This window comes from Cellulomonas soli (assembly GCF_052036975.1).
GTDB lineage: Bacteria > Actinomycetota > Actinomycetes > Actinomycetales > Cellulomonadaceae > Cellulomonas > Cellulomonas soli_A.
The window spans coordinates 71,158-96,762 of record NZ_JBQIAR010000001.1 but is presented as its reverse complement, the minus strand read 5'-3'; the positions used below and the strand labels follow the sequence as shown (position 1 = coordinate 96,762).

Below are 25,605 nucleotides of genomic sequence, written 5' to 3'. Positions count from 1 at the left end.
GCCACCCGCCCGGGGTCGGTGGTCCGGGCGGAACGCCCCGCGCGGCGGCTACCGTTGCCCCCGTGCTGCTCTCCGACCGTGACATCAGGGCCGAGCTCGACTCGGGGCGCGTGGTCCTCGACCCGTACGACCCCGCGATGATCCAGCCGTCGAGCATCGACGTGCGCCTCGACCGGTACTTCCGGCTGTTCGACAACCACAAGTACCCGGTGATCGACCCCGCCAAGGACCAGCCCGAGCTGACCCGCCTGGTCGAGGTCGACGGCGACGAGCCGTTCGTGCTGCACCCCGGCGAGTTCGTGCTCGGCTCCACGTACGAGCAGGTCACCCTGCCCGACGACATCGCCGCCCGGCTCGAGGGCAAGTCGTCCCTCGGTCGCCTGGGCCTGCTCACGCACTCCACCGCCGGGTTCATCGACCCCGGGTTCAGCGGGCACGTGACCCTCGAGCTGTCGAACGTGGCGACCCTGCCGATCCTGCTGTGGCCCGGCATGAAGATCGGCCAGATGTGCTTCTTCCGGCTCTCGTCCGCCGCCGAGCAGCCGTACGGCTCCGGTGCGCAGGGCTCGCGGTACCAGGGGCAGCGCGGCCCCACGGCCTCCCGGTCGTGGCAGAACTTCCACCGCAGCGAGGTCTGAACCGGTGGCCGAACCCACCCTGCCGCGCCTGGTCGCCGACGATCCCGGTGTGCGCTCGCGGCATCTGCTCGCCCTGCCCGAGGGCATCGACACCGACGAGATCGAGGTGCTCGCGGCCAGCCGGTTCACCTCGGTGCGCTGGGACGAGGGCCTGCCCGACGCGGCCGCGACCAGCTCACGCACCGAGCGCCGCCCGCTGACCGCCGCGCTGGGTATCCGTGCCGTGGCTGCCGTCGCCCCCGTGCGTGCCCTGCGCGTCGGCCGGCTGACCACGCTCGTCGGCCCGTACCGGGTGGAGCGTGAGGACGCGGTGGCGCTCGGCCTGCCGACCTCGACCGTCGTCGCCTACGACGTGCACGCACCCGTGGAACGTGGCGCGAAGCCCTTCCCCGGCGGTGACCGTGACGGGCTCAAGCGGGCGTTCCCCGACGGCATGCCCGTCCGTGAGGAGGAGCGCGTCCTGCAGTGGCTCGTCGCTGCCGCCCGGCGGCTCGGCGGCTCCGTGCGCACCGGCCCGAGCGGGGTCGTGCTGACCCCCGACACGGACGGCGCGATCGACCTGACCGTGCTGACCGCGCGATGGCTCGAACCCGAGCAGGTGCTCGCCGCCGTGCAGCGCGTCGCACCACGGGCCCGGATCTCGGCGCCCACGAGCACGTGGCAGGGACCCATGCCCGGTGCGGGCCGCGGGGTGCGCCTCGTGCCGGGGATGCCGGAGCCGGGCGGTACCGGCCTGAGCACCGCGCTCGAGGAGCACGGCCTGCGTGACACCGAGCTGCGCCGACGCGTGCTCGCCGAGTCCGAGGCGTTCGACGCGTACATGCGGGAGAACCCGCCGACCCCCGAAGGGTTCGGCGTGCTCGTGGACCTGGCCGTCGACGGCATGGTGGCCGTCGAGGTCGGTGTCGAGCACGTGGTGCCGCCCATCATGCGCGAGCTGCCGTGGGCGCAGGCCGAGGTCGTCGCGTACCGGGTGCGGTGGGAGCCGCTGCTGATCGAGGAGCTCGAGGCGGAGCGCCCCTCGTTGGAGCACCGGGTGGCCCGCGGTCGCGCGGTGCCGCAGGTGCAGGCGATCACCCGTGCCGTGCACGCCGTCACCGGTGGCGAGATCGCCGACGAGTCCGGGTTCCTGGTCGACCCCGAGGACCTGTAGAGCGCCCGAGTGCTGGCGTCGTGGCGGGCGCGCTGCCACGCTGGTCGGCGGAGGTGGTGGACGTGAGCGGCACCGTCACGACGTACCTGACCGAGCTGGAGCCCACCGACGCGGACGCGATCGGGCGGGTGTACGCCGTGGCCCGCGAGGTGGTGCCCGACGTGGAGGAGGGTCTCGGCTACGGCATGCCCGCGCTCACCTACCGCGGCAAGCCACTGCTCTCGGTGATGCGGGCCGCCAAGCACATCGGCCTGTACCCGTTCAGCCCGGCGGCGGTGGCCGCGGTGGCCGAACAGGTGGCCCTGGTCGCGGGGACGAGCACCGCCAAGGGCACGATCCGGTTCCAGCCCGCCTCGCCGCTGCCCGACGCTGTGGTGCGTGCACTGGTGACGGCGCGGCGCGACGAGATCGACGGCGCGCGGGCGTAGTCGGCGGTCAGAGCCGCGGGAACTCCACGACCGCGCCGGCCTCGGCCGTACGGCGGCTGGCCAGCGCGTCGAGCACGGCGCGGGACAGCGTGTGCAGACTGTCGGTCTGCTGCGCGTCCAACGGGTCGAACAGCAGCGTGCGCACGGACTGCTCGAGCGCGGGCACGGCGGCCTGTGCGGCCTCGAGTCCCAGGTCGGTGAGCGCGACGATCTTGGCCCGGGCGTTCTCCGGGTCGCGCACCCGCTGGATCAGCCCGCGGCGTTCCATCCGGCGCAGCTGGTGGGACACACGGCTGGTGTCCCAGTCGGCGGCGGCGCCGAGCCGGCTGGGTCGCAGCCCTTCGGGGTGGTGGGCCAGCAGCGGGGCGAGCAGCTCGTACTCGGCGACGGACACCGCGGCGACGCGTTGCAGGTCCCGCTCGAGCTCGGTGAAGAACACGCGTGACAGGTCGAGGTAGGCGACCCACGCCGCACGCTGGGTCTCGCTCAGCAGCTCGTCGGTCATGGCCAGGAGCGTAGGCGGTCGGGTGGGGGTGGTCGGCGTGCGGCCGCTGCCACCCGACCGCCGCGGCTCAGCGCGCCGGCGCGATCGGCCAGTTCGCGGAGTCGGCCTTCATCGTGTCGCGCACGGAGATCGGCGCGCGCCCGGTGAGCCGCTCGACCGCGTCGGACAGCACGGCCATGCCCCCGGTGCGCATGCCCGAACCGTTGGTGACCATGTCCTCGCTGCACCACGGGAACGGCGAGGCGGAGAAGTCGTCGGTGGCCCAGCGCGGCACGCCCATGGCGTGGAACATGTCGTACATCTGCTCGTCGGTGATCTCGACGAACTCGATGGCGGCGCCGGACAGCTCGACCATCATCTCGTAGCACTCGCGGAACGAGACGAGCTCGGGGCCGGTGATGTCGTACGCGGTGTCGGGCTCGCCCTTGCCGAGCAGCAGGGCCACGGCCGAGCGCACGCAGTCGTCGCGGTGGACCATGCTGATCTTGCCCGGCTCGCTGTTGGTGTACCAGAACCCGGTCTGGATCGCGGCGGCGGCCTGCATCTGCGTGATGGCCTGCTGGTACTGGCTGTCGCGCATGAAGTTCCAGGTCAGGCCGGACTCGCGGATGGCCTTCTCGGTGTACCGGTGGTCGGTGAGGGTGTACCAGCTGGCGTCCGGGTCGCCGGCACCGAGGTACGAGGTGTAGACGATCCGGCTGGCACCGGCGGCGACGGCGGCGTCGATCGCGTTCTGGTGCTGCTGCTGACGGACGGGCCCGACCTTCATCGTGGAGATGAGCAGGACGACGTCCGCGCCCTCGAACGCCGCGGTCGTCATGGCGAGGTCGTCGTAGTCGGCCTGGCGGACGGTGACGCCCTTGTCCTCCCAGTGCCGGATCGCCTCGACGTCCCAGCTGGTCAGGATGAGGTCCTCGGGGGCGACGGACTCGAGGGCGAGGGCGGCGGCGGCCGAGCCGAAGTGGCCGTCCACGCCGTTGATCACGTACTTGGTCATCGGGGTCCTCCTGGGTCGCGCGGGCACGGGTCACGGACAGGGCGGTCGGCCGGCGTCGTCACCGGTCGCTGCTGTCGACGCCTCTACGCTGACGCATCACCTGACGCGTCAGGTATGACCAACGTCCCGTGAGTGCGGCCGACTGCCGACCGGGACGGCGTCGGCGTCGGCGGGGTATTGCCGTTGCCCGGCCCGACGCGCCAGACCTAGCCTCGGCACGGCGCACGCGAGGCGTGACGACCCTCGGCCCCCGCACCCGACCACGGCCGGACGCGGACCAGGCGAGCGGCGCCCGCGCGTCCCGGCGAACCGACGAGAGGCCGACGGATCGACGTCGGCGAAGGTGCGGTGGCACAGCGACCCAGCCCCCGCCCGCACCTCCAGGGCCCTCGAGCGACCTGGAGGACCGATGAGACCGTCCGTACCCGCCCGCACCCTCGCCGCCGAGCTCGGCGCCGCCGCACCCGGCCGCACCGTCCGGCTGCAGGGCCACGTGCACCGCCGTCGCGAGCTGCGCGCCGTCACGTTCCTGGTGCTGCGCGACCGCAGCGGCCTCGCCCAGGTCGTCGTCCGCCCCGAGGACGGTCAGCAGGTGCCGCCGGAGGAGACCACCGTCGAGGTCATCGGCCTCGCCACACCCGGTGAGCGGGCCCCAGGAGGCGTCGAGGTGACCCGGCCGACGATCACCGCACTCACCGACCCGGCCCTCACACCGCCCGTCGAGCTGTGGCGACCGCGGCTGTCCGCCGCGCTGCCGACGCTCCTGGACCACGCGCCGGTGACCTGGCGGCACCCCCACCAACGGGCCAAGGGGGAGCTGGCGGCCGCCTCGCTGCGCGGGTTCCGCCGCACCCTCGACGCGTCCGGCTTCACGGAGGTCTCGACGCCCAAGCTCGTCGCCTCGGCCACGGAGTCCGGTGCGAACGTGTTCCCCGTCGACTACTTCGGCCGCCCCGCGTTCCTGGCGCAGAGCCCGCAGTTCTTCAAGCAGCAGCTCGTCGGGGTGTTCGAACGGGTCTACGAGACCGGCCCGGTGTTCCGCGCCGAACCGCACGACACCGTGCGGCACCTGGCCGAGTACGTCTCGCTGGACGCCGAGCTGGGGTTCGTCGACGACCACCGGGACGTGCTCGCCGTGCTGCGCGACGTGCTCGCGGGGATGGTCGAGGCGATCGAGGAGCATGCCGGTCAGGCCGTGCGACGGCTCGGCCTGACCCTGCCCGTCGTGCCGGCGCAGATCCCCGTCGTGCACTTCGCCGAGGCGTTGCGTCGTGTCGGCGCCGACCCCGCGGAGCCCGACCTGGCACCCGAGCACGAGCGGGCGCTCGGTGCCTGGGCGAAGGACGAGCTCGGCAGCGACCTGCTGGCCGTCGAGGGCTACCCGCTGCGCAAGCGCCCGTTCTACACGCACCCGTGGACCGGGCATCCGCACCCCGGCGGGCCGTGGAGCAACAGCTTCGACCTGCTGTTCCGGGGCATGGAGCTGGTCACCGGCGGTCAGCGGCTGCACCGGTACGGCGACTACGTGACCGCCATCGAGGCCCGCGGGGAGTCACCCGACGCGTACGCGGCGTACCTGCAGGCCTTCGCGCACGGCATGCCCCCGCACGGCGGGTTCGCCATCGGCCTGGAACGCTGGGTCGGCCGGCTCGTCGAGGCCTCCAACATCCGCGAGGTCACCCTGTTCCCACGCGACCTGCACCGCTTGACGCCCTGACCGCGGGGGAGGATGGGCCCATGTCGAAGTCCCTTGCCGCAGCAGGCACCGCGCGCACGCCGGATGCCGCCCGTCGGGCGGTGCTGCGTCGACGCATCCGCTGGGTCGTCACGGCGACCATCGCCTACAACGTGGTCGAGGCCGTCGTCGCCCTCACGGCCGGGCGGCTCGCGTCGTCGTCCGCGCTGCTCGGGTTCGGACTGGATTCCGTGGTCGAGGTGCTCTCGGCCGCCGCGGTCGCGTGGCAGTTCGCCGCACCCGACCCCGAGGCGCGGGAGCGGACGGCCATGCGGGTCATCGCGTTCTCGTTCTTCGGCCTCGCGCTGGTCGTCACGGTCGAGGCAGCCCGTGCGCTGCTGACGGCGTCGGCGCCCGAGCACTCCACCGTCGGCATCGTGCTGGCCGCCGTGAGCCTGCTCGTCATGCCGGGGTTCTCGTGGTTCGAGCGGCGCACCGGCCTCGAGCTCGGGTCCGCCTCGGCCGTGGCCGACTCCCGGCAGACGCTGATCTGCGCCTCCCTGTCGGCCGTGCTGCTCGTCGGGCTGGTGCTCAACAGCGCGCTCGGCTGGTGGTGGGCCGACCCGATCGCTGCGTTGCTGATCGCGGCGTTCGCCGTCCGCGAGGGGATGGAGGCCTGGGAGGGCGACGCCTGCGGGACACCGCTGGCCGAGCTGATCGGCGGCGAGGACGAGCCGCGGGACGACTGCTGCGACTAGTAGGCAGGCGCGGACCGTTGCCGCCCCAGGCTAGGGAGTGGCGGTGGTGGTGGGACGGGCGGGGGATCCTTCGGCGCGGCCGTCTTCAGCCATGCCCCTGATGGACAACTGCACCCCCGCCGGTGTGCCCCACACGGTCACGGAATCGTCGGTCTGACGCCACGCGGCTACGCCGTCCGGACCCCAGTTCGTCCATCCGATCACCGAGTCGTCGGAGGCGTCGCCGCCTGAGTTCACCGCTGGAGCGCCCACCTCACGTGTGTCCCCCGTGGGGTAGAGGAGCCAGACACCGGCGAGATCGCATTCGCCGTACTGCGAGAGGTCCTCGACGGGAATCGTCACGGTCTCGATGGTGTCTGCTACCTCACATGGTTTGAGCTCGCTGGAGTCCCTCAGTGTGATGCCTGTCGAGGTGCAGCCGGTCATGACCAGCACCAGGGTGATCGCTGACGCGGCACCCGGCGCCCGCCCGGCGAGCATCGCCCGGCCCCTCCGCCCACCGGTGGTCTCGACGGTCATCTGTTCGCCCCCCCGCGTCGGATCTTCGTCTCGGTGGCCACGGTCTCACAGGCTCGTGTTCACCGCGGTGCCGCAGATGCTCGACACCGAGCCAAGCGGGCAGCGGTCAGGAGCGCTTGCTCCAGGTGGCCCCTCGTCCAAGCGAGTCCGGTTCGATACGCCCCTCCGCCTTCAACTGGCCCAAGGCGAGGCGGATCGTCTGGTCGGAGACTCCGGGCAGCGCGGCCCGGACGTCTCCGATCTGGAACGTGGACGGCGCGTGGTCCAGGACGTACTCGCGGACGCGGTCCTGCTTGCTGCCGCCGGAGCGGGCCCGCGACGTGAGGGTGGCGAAGTCCTGGTAGGTGCCGGCGACGAGCCCGACGAAGTAGCGCAACCAGGGCCACGGATCGTGCTCGCCGTCGTGCCAGTGCGCGGTCGACGCCAGCAGTGCCGCGTAGTACGCGTCGGCGGACCTGGCGATTGCCGTCTCGAGCGAGACGTACCGGGTGACGTCGTAGCCGGCGTCGTGCAGGAGAGCGTTGGTCAGTGCGCGGGTGATCCGACCGTTTCCGTCGACGAACGGATGGATGGTCAGGAGATCCAGCACGAACAGCCCGGTCAGGATCACCGGGTGGTGGCGTCCTGCGGCTTGCGCGGCGAGGTAGCGCCCGATGAGTTCGTCGAGGTAGTAGGGCGTCTGAGCGGCAGCCACCGGTGTGAACCGCTTGACCTTGGTTCCGTCGGTCATCTTGTCGACGACGAGGTTCTCGACCTGCTTCAGCTGTCCGCCGGGGACGGGGGTGAACTGGAACAGCAGGCGATGCAGGTGAAGGATCAACCCGACGTTCAGCGGGCGCCACTGCTCCTGGTACAGGTAGTCGAGCGCAGCCCTGTAGCCGGCGAGTTCCTGCTCGCTCCGGTCGTGGAGCTGGTCGGCCCTGCCTGCGACGATGTCGGCGGCACGGGCGCGATCCTCGACGACCACACCCTCGATCGCCGACGACGCCTCGATGCTCGCCACCCTGGCTCGGTCGGCAAGGCTCGTCAGGAGCGCGGGAAGTTTGTCGCGGTACAGAGCCTCGCTCCCGCGACCGGTGTCGATGGTGCGCAGGTCGTTCACGATCGAGAACGGGACCGCGCCGACGAGCGTGTCGAGATCGTCGAAGGACTTCATCAAGGCTCCAACCAACCTGCTAAACATGCTAAGTGACGATGCAAATTAGCATGTTTAGCAGGTTGGTTGTGGGATAGGGCGTTGGCGCCGCGTCAAGGCGTGGTGCCGACCAGGGAGTCCGTCGCGGGGTCGATGCCCGGCGTCTCGTCCAGGTCGACGTCCGGCTCCTCGCCGGCGTCTGCCGCATCCGCAGGGGAGGCCGTCGCGCCGAACTGGGTCCGGTACAGGTCGGCGTAGAGGCCGCCGCGGGCCAGCAGGTCGGTGTGCGTGCCCTGCTCGGCGACGCGTCCGCCGTCGAGGACGACGATCGAGTCGGCGGCGCGGATGGTCGACAGGCGGTGCGCGATGACCAGGGACGTGCGCCCGGCGAGTGCCTGGTCGAGGGCGGCCTGCACGGCGGCCTCCGACTCGGAGTCCAGGTGGGCGGTCGCCTCGTCGAGGACCACCAGGTCGGGGGCCTTGAGCAGCAGCCGGGCGATGGCCAGACGCTGACGCTCGCCGCCGGACAGGCGGTAGCCGCGGTCGCCGACGACGGTCGCCGTGCCGTCGGGCAGCGAGGCGACCAGGTCCCACACGTGCGCCTGCCGCAGGGCCTGCTCCAGCTCGGCGTCGGTGGCCTCGGGGCGGGCGTAACGCAGGTTCGCCGCGATCGTGTCGTGGAACAGGTGCGCTTCCTGGCTGACCACCCCGACGGTGGCACGCAGGGACTCGTGCGTGACGTTGCGCAGGTCGGTGCCGGCGACGCGGACCGTGCCGCGCGTCGGGTCGTACATGCGGGTGACGAGCTGCGAGATCGTCGTCTTGCCGGCCCCGGACGGCCCGACGAGGGCGACCAGGTGCCCGGCGGGCACGGTGAACGACACGTCGAGCAGGGTGTCGGCGACCGGGTCGTTGGGCAGCGCGGCCGCCGCCTCCAGGGAAGCCAGCGACACCTCGTCGGACGACGGGTACCGGAAGCCCACGTGGTCCAGCTCGACGGACGCCCCGTGTGCGGCCACCTCGGCGCGCAGGTCGCTCGCGTCGGGCTTCTCGGCGACCATCGGCTCCAGGTCGAGCACCTCGAGCACCCGCTCGAACGAGACGAGCGCGGTCATCACGTCGACCTGCACGTTCGACATGGCTGTCAGCGGCCCGTACAGCCGGGCCAGGTAGGCCGTGAGAGCCACGACGACACCCACGGTCAGCTGACCGTCGATGGCCAGCACGCCGCCGACGCCGTAGACGATGGCGGTCGCGATCGCCGCGACCGTGGTCAGCCCGACGCGGAACCACGTGGAGTACAGGGCGCGCCGCACCCCGATGTCCCGCACCCGCCCGACCTGCTCGGCGTACGCCGCGGACTCACGGGCCGGGTCGCCGAAGATCTTCACCAGGTGCGCCCCGGCGACGTTGAACCGCTCCTGCATGGTCTGCGACGCATCGGCGTTCAGCGCGTAGCTCTCGCGCGTGATCGTCGCGATCTTGCGGCCGAACCACCGGGCGGGCAGCACGAACACCGGCACCAGCACCAACGACACGAGCGTCAGCTGCCACGACATCGACAGCATCGCGGCCAGCACGAACACGATGGTCAGCCCGTTGCTGACGGTGTTCTGCAGCACCGACGTGAACGCCTGCTGCGCGCCCAGCACGTCACCGTTGAGCCGCTGCACCAACGCCCCCGTGCGCGCCCGGCTGAAGAACGCCAACGGCATCCGCTGCACGTGGTCGAACACCTCGGTGCGCAGGTCCGCGATCAGGCCCTCACCGATGCGCGAGGACACCCACCGCTCACCGACGCTCAGTCCCGCCGCCACCAGTGCCAGCGCGGCGATGCCGACGGCCATGCCGACGACCAGACCCCTGTCGCCGGCGCTGATGCCGTCGTCGATGAGCCGGCGGACCAGCAGCGGGGTGGCGGCACCGGCGGCCGCGTCGAGCGCGATGAGCACCAGGAACCCGGCCAGCGCCCGCCGGTACGGGGTGGCGAAACGCAGCACGCGACGCACCGTGCCGGTGCGCAGGTGGTGGGTCTTGACCGAGTCGTCCTGGCGGAACGTCGCCAGGGGCGGTCCACCGTGCTGCATCGCCATCAGGCGCCTCCTCCGTGACGCGGCCCGGAGGGGCGGCCGTCGCCGTGAAGGTCAACCGGGGTGTGCCCCCGCGTGTTCCCGTGGTCGACCGATCGTGCGGGCCGTGCTGATCGTCAGCGCAGCGCCGCGGCAGCCTCACCGTTCGCGTCCGCGGCGGTGAACTCGTTCGCGACGACCTGCAGGTCCTGGGCGGTTGCCTCGAGTGCTGCCGGGTCGAGCTTGAGCGTCGTCATCCGTGCCTCACGATGTGCTGCGGCGGACTGGGTGCGCTCAGCCACCGCGGTGTAGTCCGCGGCCGAGCGACTCAGTGCCGCTGGGTCTCCTGGAACCGGGTCCGCGCCGCTCGTGAGCGGCTGCCAGCTCATCGCGCCCCTGCCGTTCCGGTGCCAAGTGCTACCCGCACGTCACTCACCAGTCGCTCCGTCGTGCGCCGGGCTGCTGGCCAGAGGGCTCCGTCGACCCGCCGCGCGGGTACTACCTGGACCGAGACGCCGTGGACGGAGATGCGTACTGCCGAGGAGCGCAGGATGCTCGCGTAGCCGGCGCACTCGGTGACGTCGTCGATGTCGGCGGCGGCCAGGTCGAGCACGGGCCGGTCCCCGTTCGCCCAGAGGGCGATGCCGCGGGCGTCGACGGACACCGTGATCCCCGTGCGCTGCAGGGACGCCAATTCGACCGTCTCACCGAGCTTGCGGGCGGACGCTGCCAAAGTGACGTCGGGGAAGACCTCGTGCACGAGCGCGCCCGGTCGACGGCTGAGAACCGCTGCCTGCCGGCGGCGCGATTGCCGCCGTTTGCGCCGCGCGAATGCCCACAGGCCGCCGACCACCAACGTCACGAGGACCGCGAGCGCCACTTGCTGGTCCAGAGGGCCGTCGGTGCACACCTGGTAGACGCCGACCAGGAAGCCGACTGCAAGGATCGCCAGGAACGTGAGCATGCCCCACGAGTGCCGGGACTCGCTCATGCGGCCGTCTCCGTCGGGCCTGCGGTCGCATCTTCGTCGTGGACCCGGCGCACGCCTGCGACGATCGAGTCGAACGGTTCGACCAGGTCGTCGCGCAGCGGCAGCAGGGGCGAGGAGAAGGCCAGCAGGACGAGCCCGCGATCGTCGTCGGGGTCGAGCCAGTAGTCCGCGCGGAGCTGCGGCACGTGCTCGGCGTCGCCCGTCGAGACGCCCCACCGGCCCTCGGGCAGAAGGAACCCGACACCTGCCGTGCGGACGGTGTGCATGCCGTCGCTCGGACGCGAGCTCATGCCTCGGCCCACAGCGGTTCGAGGCCTTGGGCGATGAGCTCGGAGTCCGCGACGAGGGCCGGGGTGAGTGCCAGCTCAGTGGTGCGGACCGTGAGGCCGATGGCGCCGTCCGCGTCGTCGGGGAAGATGCGCCACAGCGCCTGCGCGGTGATCTGACCGGTGCGCTTGTCCGCGGTCGTCAGCAGCTCGAGGACTGTCGGGCCGGCATTGACGCGGGCCGGTGCGGTGTCGTGGTGCAGGACGCGGATCCCGCGCAGTCGAGGCTTCCGCCGGATGTCGTGCAGCCATCGGCCGGCCGGGTCGGGCCCGGGGGTGACGTCGGCGAGGACGACGGTCAGCACGCCGGCCGTGACGCCAGTCGTGGGGTCAGGGACCCAGATGGCGAGGTCGATCAGCCCGGGTGTTGCCTCGCGCTCGTCGACCCAGTCGACCGCGGCGGCGACCATGGCGCGCGCCTCGTCGATGCTGCCGAGCTCGGCGGCCACGTGATCGCGGTGGGCGGGGCCCTCGCCGGGCGGCCAGTGTTCCCACCGTTCCGGCAGGGCGACGGCACAACCGACCAGGTGACGGGGCAGGGCGGCCTCCGGGAGCAGCGCGCGGGGTTCGGATCGCAGCGTACCTGCGGGGAGGCCGAGGTCTCCGCGGTCCGGATGGCGGAGTGCCTCGGCGATGGCTGGGCGTCAGGCCTCCACCGCCACCAGCAGCGTGCGCAGGTGCCCGGCCAGGTCGGCGCGGCCGGCTGGGTCGAGGGTCTCGATGAGGGTCGCCTCGAAGGCGACGTACCGGGGGAGCAGGTCGTCGAACCGGCGGGCACCGTCGGGCGTGGGTTCGATGAGGAACCCGCGGGCGTCGTCGGGGTTGGTGCGGCGGGTGATCCAGCCGGTGTCCTCGAGGCGGCGCAGGCGTTTGGTGGTGGCGGGGCCGGTGAACAGCAGCTGGCGGGTGAGCTCGCCGGGGCTGACCGGGCGGTCGGCGCGGCGCAGCGCGGTGAGCAGGTCGAACTCGGCGCGGCTGAGGCCGTGGGGTGCCAGGAACGTCTCGCAGCGGGCCATGAGCAGAGGGACGAGGCGCAGGAGCCGGCCGACGACGGCCATGGGTTCGAGGTCGAGCTCGGGGCGCAGGGCTGACCAGCGGTCGTGGACGTCGTCGATGGCGTCGCGGGGGCCGGGCTCGGGGGCGGGCGTGGGCGGGTGCGTGTCGTGGGTCACGAAGGTCCTCGGGGGCGCGGGCGGCGAGATCGTTCACGCGTAAACTAGTCCCATCCACCCCTGCCTCGGAGGTCTCTGCGCGTGTGCGTCACCGCCCACCTGCCCCACCCGCGCGAGCTGCTGAGGGTCGGTCCGCACGCGGAGGCGCACTGGGTGGCGATCCGGACGGGCATCGCCGTGGCCGCACCGCTGAGCGTGCTCACTGCGACGGGACGGATGCAGTGGGCCGTCTACGCGGCGTTCGGTGCCTTCGCGGCCGTGTACGGGCGGGGGTCGGGCTACCGGCGCCGCGCCCACATGCAGGTCGCTGCGGCGATCACCCTCACCGTGGCCGTGGTGAGCGGGGCCGGCGTCTCGGCGGTGCTCGGAACCGGGGGTGCGGCGCGGTGGGCGGTCGTGGGAGCCTCGGCGCTCGTCGCCGTGGCCGGGTCGCTGGTCGGTGACGTCGTGGGGTGGCGGCCGGCCGGGCCGCTGTTCGCCGTGTTCGCCGTCGCCACGTGCGCGTCCGTGCCCGCGGGCCCGGGCGCTGTCGGTGCCGCCGCGCTGGTGGCGGGCGCCTCGGCTGCGTTCGCGGTGCTCGTCGGGCTGTCCGGCGGGATCAGCCCGCGGCGCCGCACGCGTGACCGGCTCCCGTCGCCGCCCGCCGGGCTGCACCTGGTGCTCGACGAGCCCGCCGCCCGCCGGCATGCCGCCCGGTACGCGGTCGCCGTGCTGATCGCCGGGTCGGTCGCGACGCTCGCCGGCATCGGGCACCCGGCGTGGGCGATGGTCGCGGCCGTCGCCCCGCTGTCCGTCTCCGACACCCCCGGGCAGGTGCTGCGCGCGGCCCACCGCGTGGCGGGCACGGCGGTCGGGCTTCTGGTGGCGGCCGTGCTGCTCTCGTTCGGCCTGACGGGTGGCGTGCTCGTGCTGGTCGTCGTGCTGCTGCAGGTCGTCACCGAGCTGCTCGTCGTCCGCAACTACGGGCTGGCGATGCTGACGATCACCCCGCTCGCCCTGCTGATGAACACCCTGGGCGGGACGGCCTCCACGGGTGCGCTGCTCGGTGACCGGGCCGTCGAGACCGCGATCGGCGCGGCGGTCGGCTGCGGTGTCGCGCTCGTGTCTGCCGGGGCGCTCCACCGGCACTGACTGACGGACGTCCGTCCAGGTCTTCACCGCGGCGTCCCTGGGAGTTCACGGTCGTGACCCCGCACCGCCACCCGGCGCGAGTACCCCTGTCCTGGTGCGCCGATCGGCGCGACCTGCGACCCGACCGAGGGACTCATCCGCGATGCGCAAGCTCCCCCTGCTCGTCCCGCTCACAGCCCTGGCGCTGACGCTCTCCGCGTGCAGCGCGTCCTCCGAGGCTGCGACCGACGCGGGCACGACGACCGCCGGTGACGCCTCGACCTGCGGCACGACTGTCGACGAGATCGCCGCCGCCGCCAAGGACGAGGGCACCGTCAACCTCATCGCCCTGCCCGACACGTGGGCCAACTACGGCGGCATCCTGAAGTCGTTCACCGACACCTACGGGATCGACGCCCCCGTCGCGAACCCCGACGCGTCCTCCGCCGACGAGATCACCGCGATCCAGACCCTGCGCGGCCAGGCCGACATGCCCGAGGTCGTCGACGTCGGCGCCTCGTTCACGCAGCAGATGATCGACGAGGGCTACGCCGAGGCGTACAAGCCGACCGTGTGGGACGAGATCCCCGACGCGCTCAAGGACCCTGAGGGCCACTGGGTCGCCTCGTACTACGGCGTCATGGCCATCGCGACGAACACCACGATCGTCACGGACGCGCCGACGACGTTCGCCGACCTGGAGGACCCGAAGTACAAGGGCCAGGTCACGCTCAACGGCGACCCGCGCGAGGCCGGTGCCGCGTTCGGTGCCGTCATGGCCGCCTCGCTCGCCAACGGCGGCAGCTTCGACGACATCATGCCGGGCATCGAGTACTTCGCGGGGCTCAAGGCGTCGGGCAACCTGCAGTCGGTCGATGTCACCGAGGCCACGCTGCTGTCCGGCGAGGTGCCGATCGCGCTCGACTGGACGTACAACTTCCCCGGCATCGTGCCGCAGCTGGAGGAGGCCGGGTTCGACCTGCAGGTCACCGTCCCCACGGATGGTGTCTACGGCGGGTACTACGCCCAGTCGGTCGTCACCGAGTCGGCGCACCCGTGCTCCGCGCGGCTGTTCCTCGAGCACCTCGTCGGTGACGATGGTGCGCTCGGCTACCTCGAGGGTGGGGCCATCCCGGCCCGCTACGCCACGCTCGTCGAGGAGGGCAAGGTCGACGCCGACCTGGCGAAGAACCTGCCCGACGCCGACACGATCGAGAAGATCGAGTTCCCGACGCAGGAGCAGATCGACGCTGCGAAGGCCACGCTGGCCGAGCAGTGGGGTCCGCTGGTCGCCGACAAGTGACCACTGCCACCCCGGTCGGACCCGCCGGTCCTGCCCGCCCCCACCCGGTCAGCCGGGTCGGGGCGGGCGGGCCCGTCGGCGGTGCCGTGCAGCGGCTCGCAGCCCGGGCCCGTGGTGCGCGCGGCGGGCTCGTCCTCGTGCCGTTCCTCGCGTTCGTCGGCGTGTTCCTGCTCTGGCCGACCGCCGCCGTGCTGGTCCGCTCGGTCACCCCGGGCGGCACGTTCGGCCTGTCCGCGCTCGAGCGGGCGGTCTCCGGGCCGTACCGCAGCGCGTTCGTCAACTCCCTGACCTTGTCCGCGGTGACCGCCCTGCTCGGCGGGCTGCTCGGCCTGGCGCTCGCCCTGGCGATGCGCGGCCTGACCCGGCCGCGGTGGCTGCGGCCCGCGCTCGACTCGTGGAGCTCGGTCGCCTCGCAGCTGGGTGGCGTGCCGCTCGCGTTCGCGTTCGTCGCCGCCGTCGGCACGCAGGGCATCGTCACCAAGGCGCTGCTGGGCGTCGGCGTGGACCTGGTCGGCTCGGGCTTCTCGCTGTCGACGACCGCCGGCATGGCGCTGGTGTACCTGTACTTCCAGGTGCCGCTGATGTTCCTGGTGGTCAGCCCGGCGGTCGAGGGGTTGCGCAGCACCTGGCAGGAGGCCGCGACGATCCTCGGCGCAGGCCCCGTCCGGTACTGGCGCACCGTCGCCGGGCCTGTCCTGGCGCCCAGCGTGCTCGGCGGGATGCTGCTGCTGTTCATCAACGCCTTCAGCGCGTACGCCACCGCCTACGTGCTCAGCTCGTCCGGGCAGCTCGTGCCGCTGCAGATCCGGTTCGTGCTGCAGGGCAACGTCATCACGGGCGAGCAGGACCTCGGGTACGCGCTGGTCACCTGGACGATCGCGCTGCTGGGGGCCGGGCTGCTGCTCGTGCAGGCCCTGCAGCGCCGAGCCGCACGATGGAGCCGGGCATGAGCCTCGAGACGCCCCGCAAGGCCGCACCGCACGCACCGACGCCCGAAGCGCCGCCCGCCGCGGCACCGGCCGGACGTGGCGCCCGTCGCGCCGCCCGGAACGTGGCCCGCACCGGTGCCCCGCGCGCCGCCGTCCCGCGCACCACGGCGCCCGGGCGCCGGCTCGTCGGGGTGGTCCGCTGGACGTTCCTCGGCGTGGTCGCCGTGTACTTCCTGGTGCCGCAGCTGGCGATGGCCCGGTTCGCGTTCCAGAACGTGCCGGTCGTGCTGCTCGGGCCGGACGACCTGCTGCGCGGCTGGTCGCTGCGGCCGCTGCTCGACGCGCTGGCCGAACCCGCGCTGTGGGAGGCGGCCCGCACGTCCGCGCTGCTCGCCCTGGCCACCGTGGCGCTCACGCTCGCGCTGCTGCTGCCGCTGGCCGTGCTCGCCGAGGTGCGTGTGCCCCGGCTGCGCGGCGTGCTGTCGGCCGTGACCCTGCTGCCCTGGGTGGTGCCGCCGATCGCGCTGGTCGTCGGTGTTGCCGCGACGTTCCGGCCCCTGGCTCCGTGGTTCCTGTCGAGCACGTTCGCGCTGGTGCCCTTCTACGCGATCTGGGCGATGCCGTTCACCTACCGCGCGCTCGACGCGGGTCTGCGCTCGATCGGTGCCCGCACGCTCGTCGAGGCCGCGCAGAGCCTGGGGGCGTCCACCCCGCGCGTCCTGCTGCGCGTGCTGCTGCCGAACCTCGTGCCGTCGATGGTCGCTGCCGGTGGCCTGACCACCGCGCTCGTGCTCGGCGAGTTCGCGTTCGCCTCGCTGCTGCTCAAGGACACCCTGCCCACCTACCTGGTCGTCTACCAGAAGCAGGAGGCGCAGGCCGGTATGGCCCTCGCGCTGACCGTCCTGCTGCTGACCGCCGTGCTGCTCGGCACCGTCGTCCGGCTGCTGCGGCGCCGAGGCCTCGGCGTGAGCACAACCGGCCTGTAGACCCCTGCCGCCGCAACCCACCGGAGAACACCCATGGCCACGATCGAGATGACCGGCGTCCGCAAGACGTTCGGCAGCACCGTCGCCCTCGCCTCGCTCGACCTGTCCGTCCGCTCCGGTGAGCTGGTCTGCCTGCTCGGCCCGTCCGGCTGCGGCAAGACCACCGCGCTGCGCCTGCTGGCCGGGTTCGAGCAGGCCGACGCCGGCCAGATCCTCGTCGACGGCGAGGACGTCACGCGGGTGCCGCCGCGCCGCCGTGGGTTCAGCCTGGTGTTCCAGGACTACTCGCTGTTCCCGAACCTCACCGCGCGCGACAACGTGGCGTTCGGCCTGAAGGTGCGCGGCGCCGGCCGGGCCGAGGTCACCGAGACGGTCGACCGGCTGCTGGCCACGACGCGCCTGGAGGCGCACGCCGACAAGTACCCGCACCAGATGTCCGGCGGCCAGAAGCAGCGCGTCGCCCTGGCCCGCGCGATCGCGACCCAGCCGCGCCTGCTGCTGCTCGACGAGCCGCTGTCCGCCCTGGACGCGCAGGTCCGCGAGCACCTGCGCGACGAGATCCGCCGCCTGCAGCTCGAGGTCGGCGTCACGACCGTGCTGGTCACGCACGACCAGGGCGAGGCCATGGCCGTCGCCGACCGGGTCGCCGTGATGCGCGACGGCGTGCTCGAGCAGATCGACACCCCGCGCACCCTGTACCGCGAGCCCGCCTCGCCGTTCGTCGCGGGGTTCGTCGGCACGGTCAACCGGCTCGGCGCCCGCCGCGGCGACGACGGCCGCTGGCACGTGCTGGGTCGGCCTGTGCAAGCCCAGGGCGACGAGCACGAGGCCGGTGCGGTGCGCGCGGTCGTCCGCCCCGAGCAGGTGCGTGTCGTGCCGCTGCGCGACGTCCCCGCGGCGGCGAACGGTGGTGCTGCCGCTGCCGCTGCCGGTGAGCAGGTGGCACGGGTGTCGAACGTCAGCTTCCTGGGCGCGGTGACCCGCGTGCGGGTCGAGCACCCCGCCGAGGGCCCTGTGCTGGCCGACCTGCTCGGCGACGACGCGGCCGACCTGGTCATCGGCGACGCCGTCGAGCTGTGGGTGCGCGACGGCGCGGGTGCGGTGGTGCTGCAGTGACCGGCCTGCCCGCTGGGCGCGGTGCGACTCCGGGGGCGGCCCCGGGCGAGACCCCGGGTGCGACGACCGTCGAGCGGCGGCTGGTCCGCGGCGAACCGGGGGAGGGCGGCTGGGCGCCCGTCGTCGTCACGCACGGCGACCCGTACATCGGTGCCCCGCCACACCCGCAGGGCCGCACGCTCGCCGCGTTCGCGCACCTGTCCGACCTGCACCTGTGCGACGCCGAGTCGCCCGTCCGGCAGGAGCACCTGGACCACCACGGCGACCCCGGTGCGCCCTACGCCGGTCGCCTCGGCATCATCGGTACCTACCGCCCGCAGGAGATCCTCACCGTGCAGGTCGCTGCCCGCGCCCTGCACGCCCTGCACCGCCTGGACCGTGCACCCGTCACCGGCCGCCCCCTCGACGCGGTCCTGGTCACCGGCGACGTCACCGACAACGCCCAGCGCAACGAGCTGACCTGGTACGACGCGCTCATGTCCGGCTGGACGGTGTCCCCGCGCAGCGGCGACGAGCAGCGCAGCAGCTGGGTCGGCGCTCTCGGCACGGGTGCCTGGTCGACGCACTTCTGGCACCCGGACGGTGCCCCGGCGGGCGAGCCCGTCGACCGGCCGACCGCGCTGTTCGGCTACCCGCGCGTGCCCGGCCTGGCCGAGGCGGCCCGCGCCGACCTCGTCTCGCCCGGGTCGCCGCTGCCGTGGCACACCGTGCACGGCAACCACGACGCGCTGCTGCAGGGCACCGTCGCCCCGGACGCCGCGCTGGGCCTGCGGGCGACGGGCGGCGCCCGCGTGGTGGACCTGGCCCCGGGTCAGACCCCGCTCGTGGTGCTCGAGGCGGTCGCCCCGCTTGGCCCGGCCCGGTACACCGACACCGCGCACTCGCCGACCGTGCCGGTCGCCGCTGATCCCGACCGTGCGTTCGTCCAGGACGGCGAGTTCACCGCGCGCCTGCGCGATCCCCGCGACGACGACCCGCGCGCCGGTGCCGTCGTCGCCCGGCACGGCAACGCGTGGGCCCGCGACGTCGGCGAGGTCCGGGTCGTCGCGCTCGACACGGTCAACCCGCACGGCGGCTGGCAGGGCTCGGTCGACGACGCCCAGCTGGCCTGGCTCGACGAGCAGCTGTCCGCCGCGCGCGGGCGGTACGTGATCGTCACCTCGCACCACCCGTCGTGGACGCTGACCAACCTGTACGCCCCGGCGGGTGCACCGCCCCGGCACGGTGCCGACGCGGTGCTCGCCGTGCTGCTGCGGCACCCCGGCGTCGTGGCCTGGTGCGCGGGCCACGTGCACGCCCACAGCGCCCTGCGGCACACCGCACCCGGCCCGCGCGGCGAGCGAGGCGAAGGCCTGTGGGAGATCACCACCGCCTCGCTCGTCGACTGGCCGCAGCAGCTGCGCATCCTCGAGCTCGTGCGCGAACCCGGCGGCACGGTCGCGCTGGTCGGCACGGTCGTCGACCACGACGCCCCGACCACCTGGGAACCGGGCGCGCTCGACGACACCGCCCAGCTGGGCGCGATCTCCCGTGCGCTCGCGGTCAACGACTACCGGGCGCGCCGCGACCCTGTCCGCCCGGCGCTCGCGGCGGGTCGCGACGGCGACCGCAACGCCGTCTGGCGGCTGCCCGACCCGCACCTCTGACGGTTCAGACGGCCCGGTGCGGTCCGGGGTGCCCGACGGGGAGCGTGCACGGCACACCCTTGCGCGGCAGCAGGTACCTGCACCGCGGGCCGCCGTACCGACGGACCGGTACCTCCACGGGGGGAGGGGGCACATGGACAGTGGGCGGTCCGGGGACGTACCTGTCCATCAGGGCGAGCACCTCGCCCGCCTGGAAGACCCGCTGACGGCGGTACCGGCCCCCAGCCCGCTGGACGATTCCGACCTTCTCCAGCTCGGCGAGCGCCTTGATCGCCGTCTGCGCCGTGACGCCCAGGTGCTGGCTGACGTAGCCATGGGTGAGCACCGGCTGCTCCGTCAGGAGGTCCAGCACGTCGTGCACCTTGGAGTCCGTGCGCAGCCGGGCGACGTACGGGCGCCAGCGCTCGGTGATGCGCACGACCTCGTCGATCGTCTCGTCGGCTAGGTCGGCGGCGCGCAGCACCGCATCCATGAAGAACATGAGGAACGCCTCGGTCGCGGCCTCGGGCTCGCGCCCGTCGTGGCGGAAGGCGGTGAGCGCCCTCACGTAGCCCTCGACGTCGTCGCGCAGCACGAGCGAGAGCGGCAGGACACCCTGGTCGACGGTGCCCGCACGTGCGAGCACCCCGTGGAACAGCACCCGGCCGGTACGCCCGTTGCCGTCCTCGTACGGGTGGATCGTCTCGAACTGGGCGTGCACCAGCGCGGCCTTGAGGAGAGGGGGGTCGCCGGCGGTGTTGACGAAGCGCAGCAGGTCGTCCATGTAGCCCTCGACCTCGTCCTCGGGGGGCGCGACGTACTGCGCGGTGAGCGGTGACGTGCCGCCGATGTACACCTGACGGTCGCGGTAGCGGCCGTCACTGCGGTGCGCGAGCAGCGACGCGTGGACGGCGTGCACGTCCTCGTGCGTCCACTCCGCCTTCACCAGGGCGCCGACGCGCTGCTCCATCGCGTCGAGGTTGCGCACCACCTCGCGTGAGGTGCCGCTCGTCCCGTCGACGTCGTCGACGCGTGCGGCCATGACGTTCCGCGGGGTGTCGCGCAGCCCCTCGATCCAGGACGACGCGATGCTCTCGGACCGCAGCAGGGTGGCGTACAGCAGTCGGAGCGGCCGGTCGCGCAGACGCTGCCCGAGCGCCGCGACACGGGAGCTTGCGTCGACGATCGTCTCGTTCAGCCCGGGGCTCATCGCCCGGGCAGCGGTGGGCAGGAGGTCGGGGTGGTAGCGCAGGTAGGTGCCGCCCTCGCGTTCCCGCCGGGTCACGCCCCGGAAGTCCGGCGGGACGCTGACCCGTTCCCAATGCGCCACAAGTCCGTCCTCTCGTCCGGTAGGCGACAGCATATGAGGAAATGCTTGAATCGGGGAAGCGATGACTGTGCTGTGCGCGTGTGAGGCGTCCACAGCGCCCGGGGGCTCCTGCCGCCGGTACGGTCGCCGCATGGGTCCACGACCGCGCGCGGCGACACCCGCGGCGCTGCTGGCCGGGGTGGCGGTGCTGATGACCGTGGGCGCCTGCTCGTCCGAGGAGTCGCGTGGCCCGCAGCCGATCACCGGCTGGCGGGCGGTGGGATCGGGCGTCGAGCTGACGGTGGCCACGTGTCACGGCCGCCCCGAGGTCACGGCACTCGAGGAGACCTCGACGGCTGTCACGGTGGGCGTCACCTCGACGTGGCGCAGCGTCGGCGACAGCTGCCTCGACGTGATCTCGGTCGAGCTCCGGGACCCTCTGGGTGATCGCGAGGTGATCGACGCGCTCAGTGGTGCCGAGGTGCCCGGAACGCGTCCCTGAGGCGCGCCGGGCGCTGCGCGACACGCCGGAACCTGCGGGCGGAAGTTCGTGCGCCGCGCCGCGTGTCGTGCGCGCGTCGGGCCCTCGGTGGGACCAAGGGCCCAGGGGAGCGGGGGCACTAGATCTAGCGTTGCGCACGCACTTGAACACCTAGATCTAGTTGTTGCACGCCCTTCGAGGCCGTGGCGGGCAACAGGGGGAGACGGACGCGTGACGCTGCTGACGGGGACCGACGAGACGACGACGACGGGTCCGACGACGCCCCCGACGACCGTGCGGACGGTGACGGTCGCCAAGCGTGACGGTCGGCGGCTGCCGTTCGACGACGAGCGCATCTACGCCGCCCTGACCAAGGCCTTCGTCGAGGTGCACGGCGAGACGACGCCCGTCACGCACCGCACCCTGCGCGACCTCGTCGCGCGCATCGACCGCGAGATCGCCGAGCGGTTCCCCGTCGACGTGAAGATCTACGAGATCCAGAACGTCGTCGAGCACGCCCTGCTCGACAGCCACGAGTACGCCGTCGCCGAGGCGTACATGAGCTACCGCATCCAGCGGGACTTCGCGCGCAGCAAGGCGACCGACATCAACCACTCGATCGGCAAGCTGATCGGCAAGGACGAGACGGTCGTCAACGAGAACGCCAACAAGGACTCGGACGTCTTCAACACCCAGCGCGACCTGACCGCCGGTGCCGTCGGCAAGGCGATCGGCCTGAAGATGCTGCCGCCGCACGTCGCGAACGCCCACCAGAAGGGCGACCTGCACTACCACGACCTCGACTACCACCCCTACGCGCCGATGACGAACTGCTGCCTCATCGACTTCCAGACGATGCTCAGCCGCGGGTTCCGGATCGGCAACGCCGAGGTCGAGCCGCCGCGGTCCATCGGGACGGCCACCGCGCAGATCTCGCAGATCATCGCGAACGTGTCCTCCAGCCAGTACGGCGGCTGCTCCGCGAACCGGATCGACGAGCTGCTCGCGCCCTACGCGATGCGCAACTTCGAGAAGCACCTGGCCGAGGCGGCCCGGTGGATCGCCGACGAGTCCCAGCACCGTGCGTACGCCGAGGAGCGCACCAGCAAGGACATCTACGACGCGATGCAGTCGCTCGAGTACGAGATCAACACGCTGTTCACGTCGAACGGGCAGACGCCGTTCACGTCGCTCGGTTTCGGTCTGGGCACCAGCTGGTTCGAGCGCGAGATCCAGAAGGCGATCCTGCGCATCCGCATCGACGGGCTCGGTTCGGAGAAGCGCACCGCGATCTTCCCCAAGCTGATCTTCACGTTGAAGCGCGGGCTCAACCTCGACCCCGAGGACCCGAACTACGACATCAAGCAGCTCGCCATCGAGTGCTCCACCAAGCGCATGTACCCGGACATCCTCAACTACGACAAGATCGTCGAGCTGACCGGGTCGTTCAAGGTGCCGATGGGTTGCCGCTCGTTCCTGCAGGGCTGGCGTGACGAGAACGGTGACGACGTCGCCGAGGGCCGGATGAACCTGGGCGTCGTCACGTTGAACCTGCCGCGCATCGCCCTCGAGGCGCAGGGCAGCACGGAGCGGTTCTGGTCGATCCTCGACGAGCGGCTGAGCACCGCCCGTGACGCGCTGCTGTTCCGCATCCAGCGCTGCAAGGAAGCCACGCCCGCCAACGCGCCGATCCTGTACGTGTACGGCGCGTTCGGTCAGCGCCTGACGGCCGGCGACCCGGTCGACACGTTGTTCAAGGACGGCCGCGCGACCGTGTCCCTGGGGTACATCGGCCTGTACGAGGTCGCCGCGGCGTTCTTCGGCGGGCAGTGGGAGGGCGACCCGGAGGCCAAGGCCTTCACGCTCGACATCCTCAAGCACCTGCACGACCACACGAAGGCGTGGACGCGCGAGCACCACTACCAGTTCAGCGTCTACTCCACGCCCAGCGAGTCCCTGACGGACCGGTTCTGCCGGCTCGACAAGGAGAAGTTCGGCTCGGTGCCGGACATCACCGACAAGGACTACTACACGAACTCCTTCCACTACGACGTGCGCAAGAGCCCCACGCCGTTCGAGAAGCTCGACTTCGAGATGGACTACCCGGCGTACGCGTCGGGCGGGTTCATCCACTACTGCGAGTACCCGGTGCTGCAGCAGAACCCGAAGGCGCTCGAGGCGGTGTGGGACTACGCGTACGACCGGGTCGGCTACCTGGGCACGAACACGCCCATCGACCGCTGCTACGCATGCGGTTACGTGGGTGACTTCGACGCGACGGCCCGCGGGTTCGAGTGCCCGGAGTGCGGCAACGCCGACCCGCTGACCTGCGACGTCGTCAAGCGCACGTGCGGCTACCTGGGCAACCCGCAGGCCCGCCCGATGGTGCACGGACGGCACGTGGAGATCTCCTCGCGCGTCAAGCACATGGAGGGCTCCGTGGGCTTCGTCCCCGGCGTCGCCGGTGCGGTGCTCCCGACGCCGGTCCCGCCCGCCGAGGCCTGACGTGCGTGACCCGCAGCCGGGCGAGTGGCTGTCGGCGCGGCTCAGCCAGGACCACGTCGGCGACTACAAGCCGTTCCAGTTCGTCGACGGTGAGGGTGTGCGGTGCAGCCTGTACGTCTCGGGCTGCCTGTTCGCGTGCGAGGGCTGCTTCAACGAGGCGACGTGGAGCTTCCGCTACGGCCGCCCGTACACCGACGAGCTCGAGGACACGATCCTGGCCGACCTGGCCCAGCCGTACGTGCAGGGGCTGACCCTGCTGGGCGGTGAACCGTTCCTCAACACGGGCGTGTGCCTGCGCCTGGTGCAGCGCCTGCGCCGCGAGCACGGGCAGGCCAAGGACGTGTGGGCGTGGACCGGGTACACGGTCGAGGAGCTGTTGGCCGACAGCGAGGACAAGCGGGCGCTGCTGGCCGAGGTCGACGTGCTCGTCGACGGCCGGTTCCGCCAGGAGCTGCGCGACCCCGGCCTGCAGTTCCGCGGGTCGAGCAACCAGCGGCTCGTCGACGTGCCCGCCACCCTCGCGGCCGGCGAGGTGCGCCTGTGGGAGCACCGGGTCGACGCGACGGCCACGTTCGAGCAGGTGGAGCGCCGCGCGCTGATCTAGGCCCGACGACCCCGGGGTCGTCGGCCGCCAGGGGAAGATGGCCGCATGATCGAGATCCTCAACGCCGTCGAGCTGGACCGAGCGCGGGCCACCGGCGCCCTGCTGGGCGGCATCCTGCAGACGCTCAAGGGCCGCACCGCGGTCGGCACGAACCTGCTCGAGATCGACCGCTGGACCCACGAGCTGATCGTCGCGGCCGGTGCGCAGTCCTGCTACGTCGACTACGCGCCGTCGTTCGGCCGCGGTCCGTTCGGGCACTACATCTGCACGTCCGTGAACGACGCCGTGCTGCACGGCCTGCCGCACGACTACCGGCTGGCGGACGGTGACCTGCTGACCCTCGACCTGGCCGTGTCCCTCGACGGGATCGCCGCCGACTCCGCCATCAGCTTCGTCGTCGGTGCGTCCCGGCCCGCCGAGAGCGTCGCGCTGATCGACGCCACGCAGCGCGCCCTGGAGGCCGGGATCGCCGCGGCGGGCCCCGGTGCGCGCATCGGTGACCTCTCGCACGCCATCGGCACGGTGCTCAGCGCGGCCGGGTACCCGATCAACACCGAGTTCGGCGGTCACGGCATCGGCTCGACCATGCACCAGGACCCGCACGTGTCCAACACCGGGCGGCCCGGCCGCGGCTACACGTTGCGACCGGGCCTGCTGCTAGCCCTGGAGCCGTGGGTCATGGTCGACACCGACACGCTCGTCACCGACGCCGACGGCTGGACCCTGCGCAGCGCGACCGGCTGCCGCACCGCGCACAGCGAGCACACCATCGCCATCACCGAGGACGGCGCCGAGATCCTCACGCTGGCCCGGTAGCCGGCACCCCACCCGATCCGATCACCACGAGATCACCAGGAGCGACCATGACGACCCCCGCCGAGGACTCCACGATGACCGATGTCCCCACCCTGGCGGACCTGGTCAGCGTGCAGCCGGAGTCGACGGTCTCCCGCACGGTGCTGCGGGCCGACGGCGTGCGCCTGGTGCTCTTCGCGTTCGACGCCGGGCAGGTGCTCACCGAGCACACCGCCGCCATGCCCGTGCTGCTGCAGACGCTCGACGGTCACCTGCGGATCGGCGCGGCCGGGCGCGTCGTCGACCTGGTGCCGGGTGGCGTGGTGCACCTCGACACGCGTGTACCGCACACCGTCGAGGCCCTCGAACCGTCCCGGCTGCTGCTCACCATGATCGACAGCCGCGCCCGACCCGTCGGCGACGGCACCGGGCAGGCGTAGCGCCCGGCCTCCCGGCGCCGCGCCTGCCCGCGCCCG

The 25,605-nt window shown here is 72.4% G+C and carries 27 protein-coding genes; 16 read left to right on the top strand and 11 right to left on the bottom strand.

From position 1 onward, the window contains the following. The first annotated feature begins 62 nt into the window (after positions 1–62). The 3 genes from dcd to ACTHAM_RS00460 all read left to right on the top strand — a co-directional run bounded on the left by dcd (position 63) and on the right by ACTHAM_RS00460 (position 2,219). On the top strand, positions 63–638 hold the full coding sequence (dcd, locus tag ACTHAM_RS00470; protein ID WP_440683651.1) for a dCTP deaminase: 576 nt from the start codon (positions 63–65) through the stop codon (positions 636–638). Between the two features lie 4 nt (positions 639–642). Then, positions 643–1,791 (top strand): hypothetical protein, encoded by a 1,149-nt coding sequence (locus ACTHAM_RS00465; RefSeq protein ID WP_440683649.1) that lies wholly within the window; start codon positions 643–645, stop codon positions 1,789–1,791. A 62-nt stretch (positions 1,792–1,853) separates the two neighbouring features. Continuing rightward, positions 1,854–2,219 (top strand): iron chaperone, encoded by a 366-nt coding sequence (locus ACTHAM_RS00460; protein ID WP_440683647.1) that lies wholly within the window; start codon positions 1,854–1,856, stop codon positions 2,217–2,219. Positions 2,220–2,226: 7 nt separating this feature from the next. Here the strand turns inward: ACTHAM_RS00460 and ACTHAM_RS00455 are convergent, their stop codons facing one another. Beyond that, entirely contained in the window at positions 2,227–2,724 is a 498-nt protein-coding gene (locus tag ACTHAM_RS00455) for a MarR family winged helix-turn-helix transcriptional regulator (RefSeq protein WP_440683645.1), read from the bottom strand. 67 nt (positions 2,725–2,791) lie between these two features. Beyond that, positions 2,792–3,721: an NAD(P)H-binding protein gene (locus ACTHAM_RS00450; RefSeq protein WP_440683644.1), complete on the bottom strand. Its 930-nt coding sequence runs from the start codon at positions 3,719–3,721 to the stop codon at positions 2,792–2,794. A gap of 409 nt (positions 3,722–4,130) precedes the next feature. Here ACTHAM_RS00450 and aspS point away from each other — a divergent pair, with 409 nt between their 5' ends. Continuing rightward, positions 4,131–5,438 (top strand): aspartate--tRNA(Asn) ligase, encoded by a 1,308-nt coding sequence (gene aspS / locus ACTHAM_RS00445; RefSeq protein WP_440683642.1) that lies wholly within the window; start codon positions 4,131–4,133, stop codon positions 5,436–5,438. A 20-nt stretch (positions 5,439–5,458) separates the two neighbouring features. Further along, positions 5,459–6,154, top strand: coding sequence for a cation transporter (locus ACTHAM_RS00440; protein ID WP_440683640.1), 696 nt, complete (start codon positions 5,459–5,461; stop codon positions 6,152–6,154). Between the two features lie 30 nt (positions 6,155–6,184). Here the strand turns inward: ACTHAM_RS00440 and ACTHAM_RS00435 are convergent, their stop codons facing one another. The 8 genes from ACTHAM_RS00435 to ACTHAM_RS00400 form a co-directional block, all read right to left on the bottom strand. Further along, positions 6,185–6,673 carry a hypothetical protein gene (locus ACTHAM_RS00435; RefSeq protein WP_440683638.1) on the bottom strand — a complete coding sequence of 163 codons (489 nt, stop codon included), beginning with the start codon at positions 6,671–6,673 and terminating at the stop codon, positions 6,185–6,187. Between the two features lie 106 nt (positions 6,674–6,779). Further along, a complete protein-coding gene (locus tag ACTHAM_RS00430; protein WP_440683636.1) occupies positions 6,780–7,829 on the bottom strand; it encodes a Fic family protein in 1,050 nt (349 codons plus the stop codon). Between the two features lie 92 nt (positions 7,830–7,921). Further along, positions 7,922–9,901 (bottom strand): ABC transporter ATP-binding protein, encoded by a 1,980-nt coding sequence (locus tag ACTHAM_RS00425; RefSeq protein WP_440683634.1) that lies wholly within the window; start codon positions 9,899–9,901, stop codon positions 7,922–7,924. 113 nt (positions 9,902–10,014) lie between these two features. Continuing rightward, positions 10,015–10,179, bottom strand: a complete 165-nt coding sequence (locus ACTHAM_RS00420; protein ID WP_440683632.1) for a hypothetical protein — start codon at positions 10,177–10,179, stop codon at positions 10,015–10,017. A gap of 83 nt (positions 10,180–10,262) precedes the next feature. Next, positions 10,263–10,868: a hypothetical protein gene (locus ACTHAM_RS00415; protein ID WP_440683630.1), complete on the bottom strand. Its 606-nt coding sequence runs from the start codon at positions 10,866–10,868 to the stop codon at positions 10,263–10,265. Further along, positions 10,865–11,158 carry a hypothetical protein gene (locus tag ACTHAM_RS00410; RefSeq protein ID WP_440683628.1) on the bottom strand — a complete coding sequence of 98 codons (294 nt, stop codon included), beginning with the start codon at positions 11,156–11,158 and terminating at the stop codon, positions 10,865–10,867. The genes ACTHAM_RS00415 and ACTHAM_RS00410 overlap by 4 nt, the downstream gene beginning before the upstream one ends. Continuing rightward, positions 11,155–11,643, bottom strand: a complete 489-nt coding sequence (locus tag ACTHAM_RS00405; protein ID WP_440683626.1) for a hypothetical protein — start codon at positions 11,641–11,643, stop codon at positions 11,155–11,157. The genes ACTHAM_RS00410 and ACTHAM_RS00405 overlap by 4 nt, the downstream gene beginning before the upstream one ends. A gap of 195 nt (positions 11,644–11,838) precedes the next feature. Further along, entirely contained in the window at positions 11,839–12,366 is a 528-nt protein-coding gene (locus ACTHAM_RS00400; RefSeq protein ID WP_440683624.1) for a MarR family winged helix-turn-helix transcriptional regulator, read from the bottom strand. A gap of 81 nt (positions 12,367–12,447) precedes the next feature. Between ACTHAM_RS00400 and ACTHAM_RS00395 the strand changes: the two genes are divergently transcribed. The 6 genes from ACTHAM_RS00395 to ACTHAM_RS00370 all read left to right on the top strand — a co-directional run bounded on the left by ACTHAM_RS00395 (position 12,448) and on the right by ACTHAM_RS00370 (position 19,456). After that, the gene (locus ACTHAM_RS00395) at positions 12,448–13,497 is read left to right on the top strand and encodes an FUSC family protein (protein WP_440683623.1); all 1,050 of its coding nucleotides are present in this window, start codon (positions 12,448–12,450) and stop codon (positions 13,495–13,497) included. A 142-nt stretch (positions 13,498–13,639) separates the two neighbouring features. Next, the gene (locus tag ACTHAM_RS00390) at positions 13,640–14,779 is read left to right on the top strand and encodes an ABC transporter substrate-binding protein (RefSeq protein WP_440683621.1); all 1,140 of its coding nucleotides are present in this window, start codon (positions 13,640–13,642) and stop codon (positions 14,777–14,779) included. Continuing rightward, positions 14,776–15,729 carry an ABC transporter permease gene (locus ACTHAM_RS00385; RefSeq protein ID WP_440683619.1) on the top strand — a complete coding sequence of 318 codons (954 nt, stop codon included), beginning with the start codon at positions 14,776–14,778 and terminating at the stop codon, positions 15,727–15,729. Before ACTHAM_RS00390 ends, ACTHAM_RS00385 begins: the two co-directional genes overlap by 4 nt. Beyond that, positions 15,726–16,694 carry an ABC transporter permease gene (locus ACTHAM_RS00380; RefSeq protein WP_440683617.1) on the top strand — a complete coding sequence of 323 codons (969 nt, stop codon included), beginning with the start codon at positions 15,726–15,728 and terminating at the stop codon, positions 16,692–16,694. The genes ACTHAM_RS00385 and ACTHAM_RS00380 overlap by 4 nt, the downstream gene beginning before the upstream one ends. A gap of 33 nt (positions 16,695–16,727) precedes the next feature. Beyond that, positions 16,728–17,810: an ABC transporter ATP-binding protein gene (locus ACTHAM_RS00375; RefSeq protein ID WP_440683615.1), complete on the top strand. Its 1,083-nt coding sequence runs from the start codon at positions 16,728–16,730 to the stop codon at positions 17,808–17,810. Further along, complete coding sequence (locus ACTHAM_RS00370; protein ID WP_440683613.1) at positions 17,807–19,456, top strand: metallophosphoesterase; 1,650 nt, start codon at positions 17,807–17,809, stop codon at positions 19,454–19,456. The genes ACTHAM_RS00375 and ACTHAM_RS00370 overlap by 4 nt, the downstream gene beginning before the upstream one ends. A 4-nt stretch (positions 19,457–19,460) precedes the next feature. Here ACTHAM_RS00370 and ACTHAM_RS00365 read toward each other — a convergent pair whose 3' ends face one another. Continuing rightward, positions 19,461–20,765 (bottom strand): Fic family protein, encoded by a 1,305-nt coding sequence (locus ACTHAM_RS00365; protein WP_440683611.1) that lies wholly within the window; start codon positions 20,763–20,765, stop codon positions 19,461–19,463. 130 nt (positions 20,766–20,895) lie between these two features. Here ACTHAM_RS00365 and ACTHAM_RS00360 point away from each other — a divergent pair, with 130 nt between their 5' ends. The 5 genes from ACTHAM_RS00360 to ACTHAM_RS00340 all read left to right on the top strand — a co-directional run bounded on the left by ACTHAM_RS00360 (position 20,896) and on the right by ACTHAM_RS00340 (position 25,569). Then, on the top strand, positions 20,896–21,246 hold the full coding sequence (locus tag ACTHAM_RS00360; RefSeq protein ID WP_440683609.1) for a hypothetical protein: 351 nt from the start codon (positions 20,896–20,898) through the stop codon (positions 21,244–21,246). Between the two features lie 210 nt (positions 21,247–21,456). Then, positions 21,457–23,730 (top strand): anaerobic ribonucleoside-triphosphate reductase, encoded by a 2,274-nt coding sequence (gene nrdD, locus ACTHAM_RS00355; RefSeq protein ID WP_440683607.1) that lies wholly within the window; start codon positions 21,457–21,459, stop codon positions 23,728–23,730. Position 23,731: 1 nt separating this feature from the next. Continuing rightward, entirely contained in the window at positions 23,732–24,334 is a 603-nt protein-coding gene (gene nrdG / locus ACTHAM_RS00350) for an anaerobic ribonucleoside-triphosphate reductase activating protein (RefSeq protein WP_440683606.1), read from the top strand. A 45-nt stretch (positions 24,335–24,379) separates the two neighbouring features. Then, complete coding sequence (gene map, locus ACTHAM_RS00345; protein ID WP_440683605.1) at positions 24,380–25,150, top strand: type I methionyl aminopeptidase; 771 nt, start codon at positions 24,380–24,382, stop codon at positions 25,148–25,150. A gap of 47 nt (positions 25,151–25,197) precedes the next feature. Further along, positions 25,198–25,569: a cupin domain-containing protein gene (locus ACTHAM_RS00340; RefSeq protein ID WP_440683603.1), complete on the top strand. Its 372-nt coding sequence runs from the start codon at positions 25,198–25,200 to the stop codon at positions 25,567–25,569. The last annotated feature ends 36 nt before the right edge of the window (positions 25,570–25,605 follow it).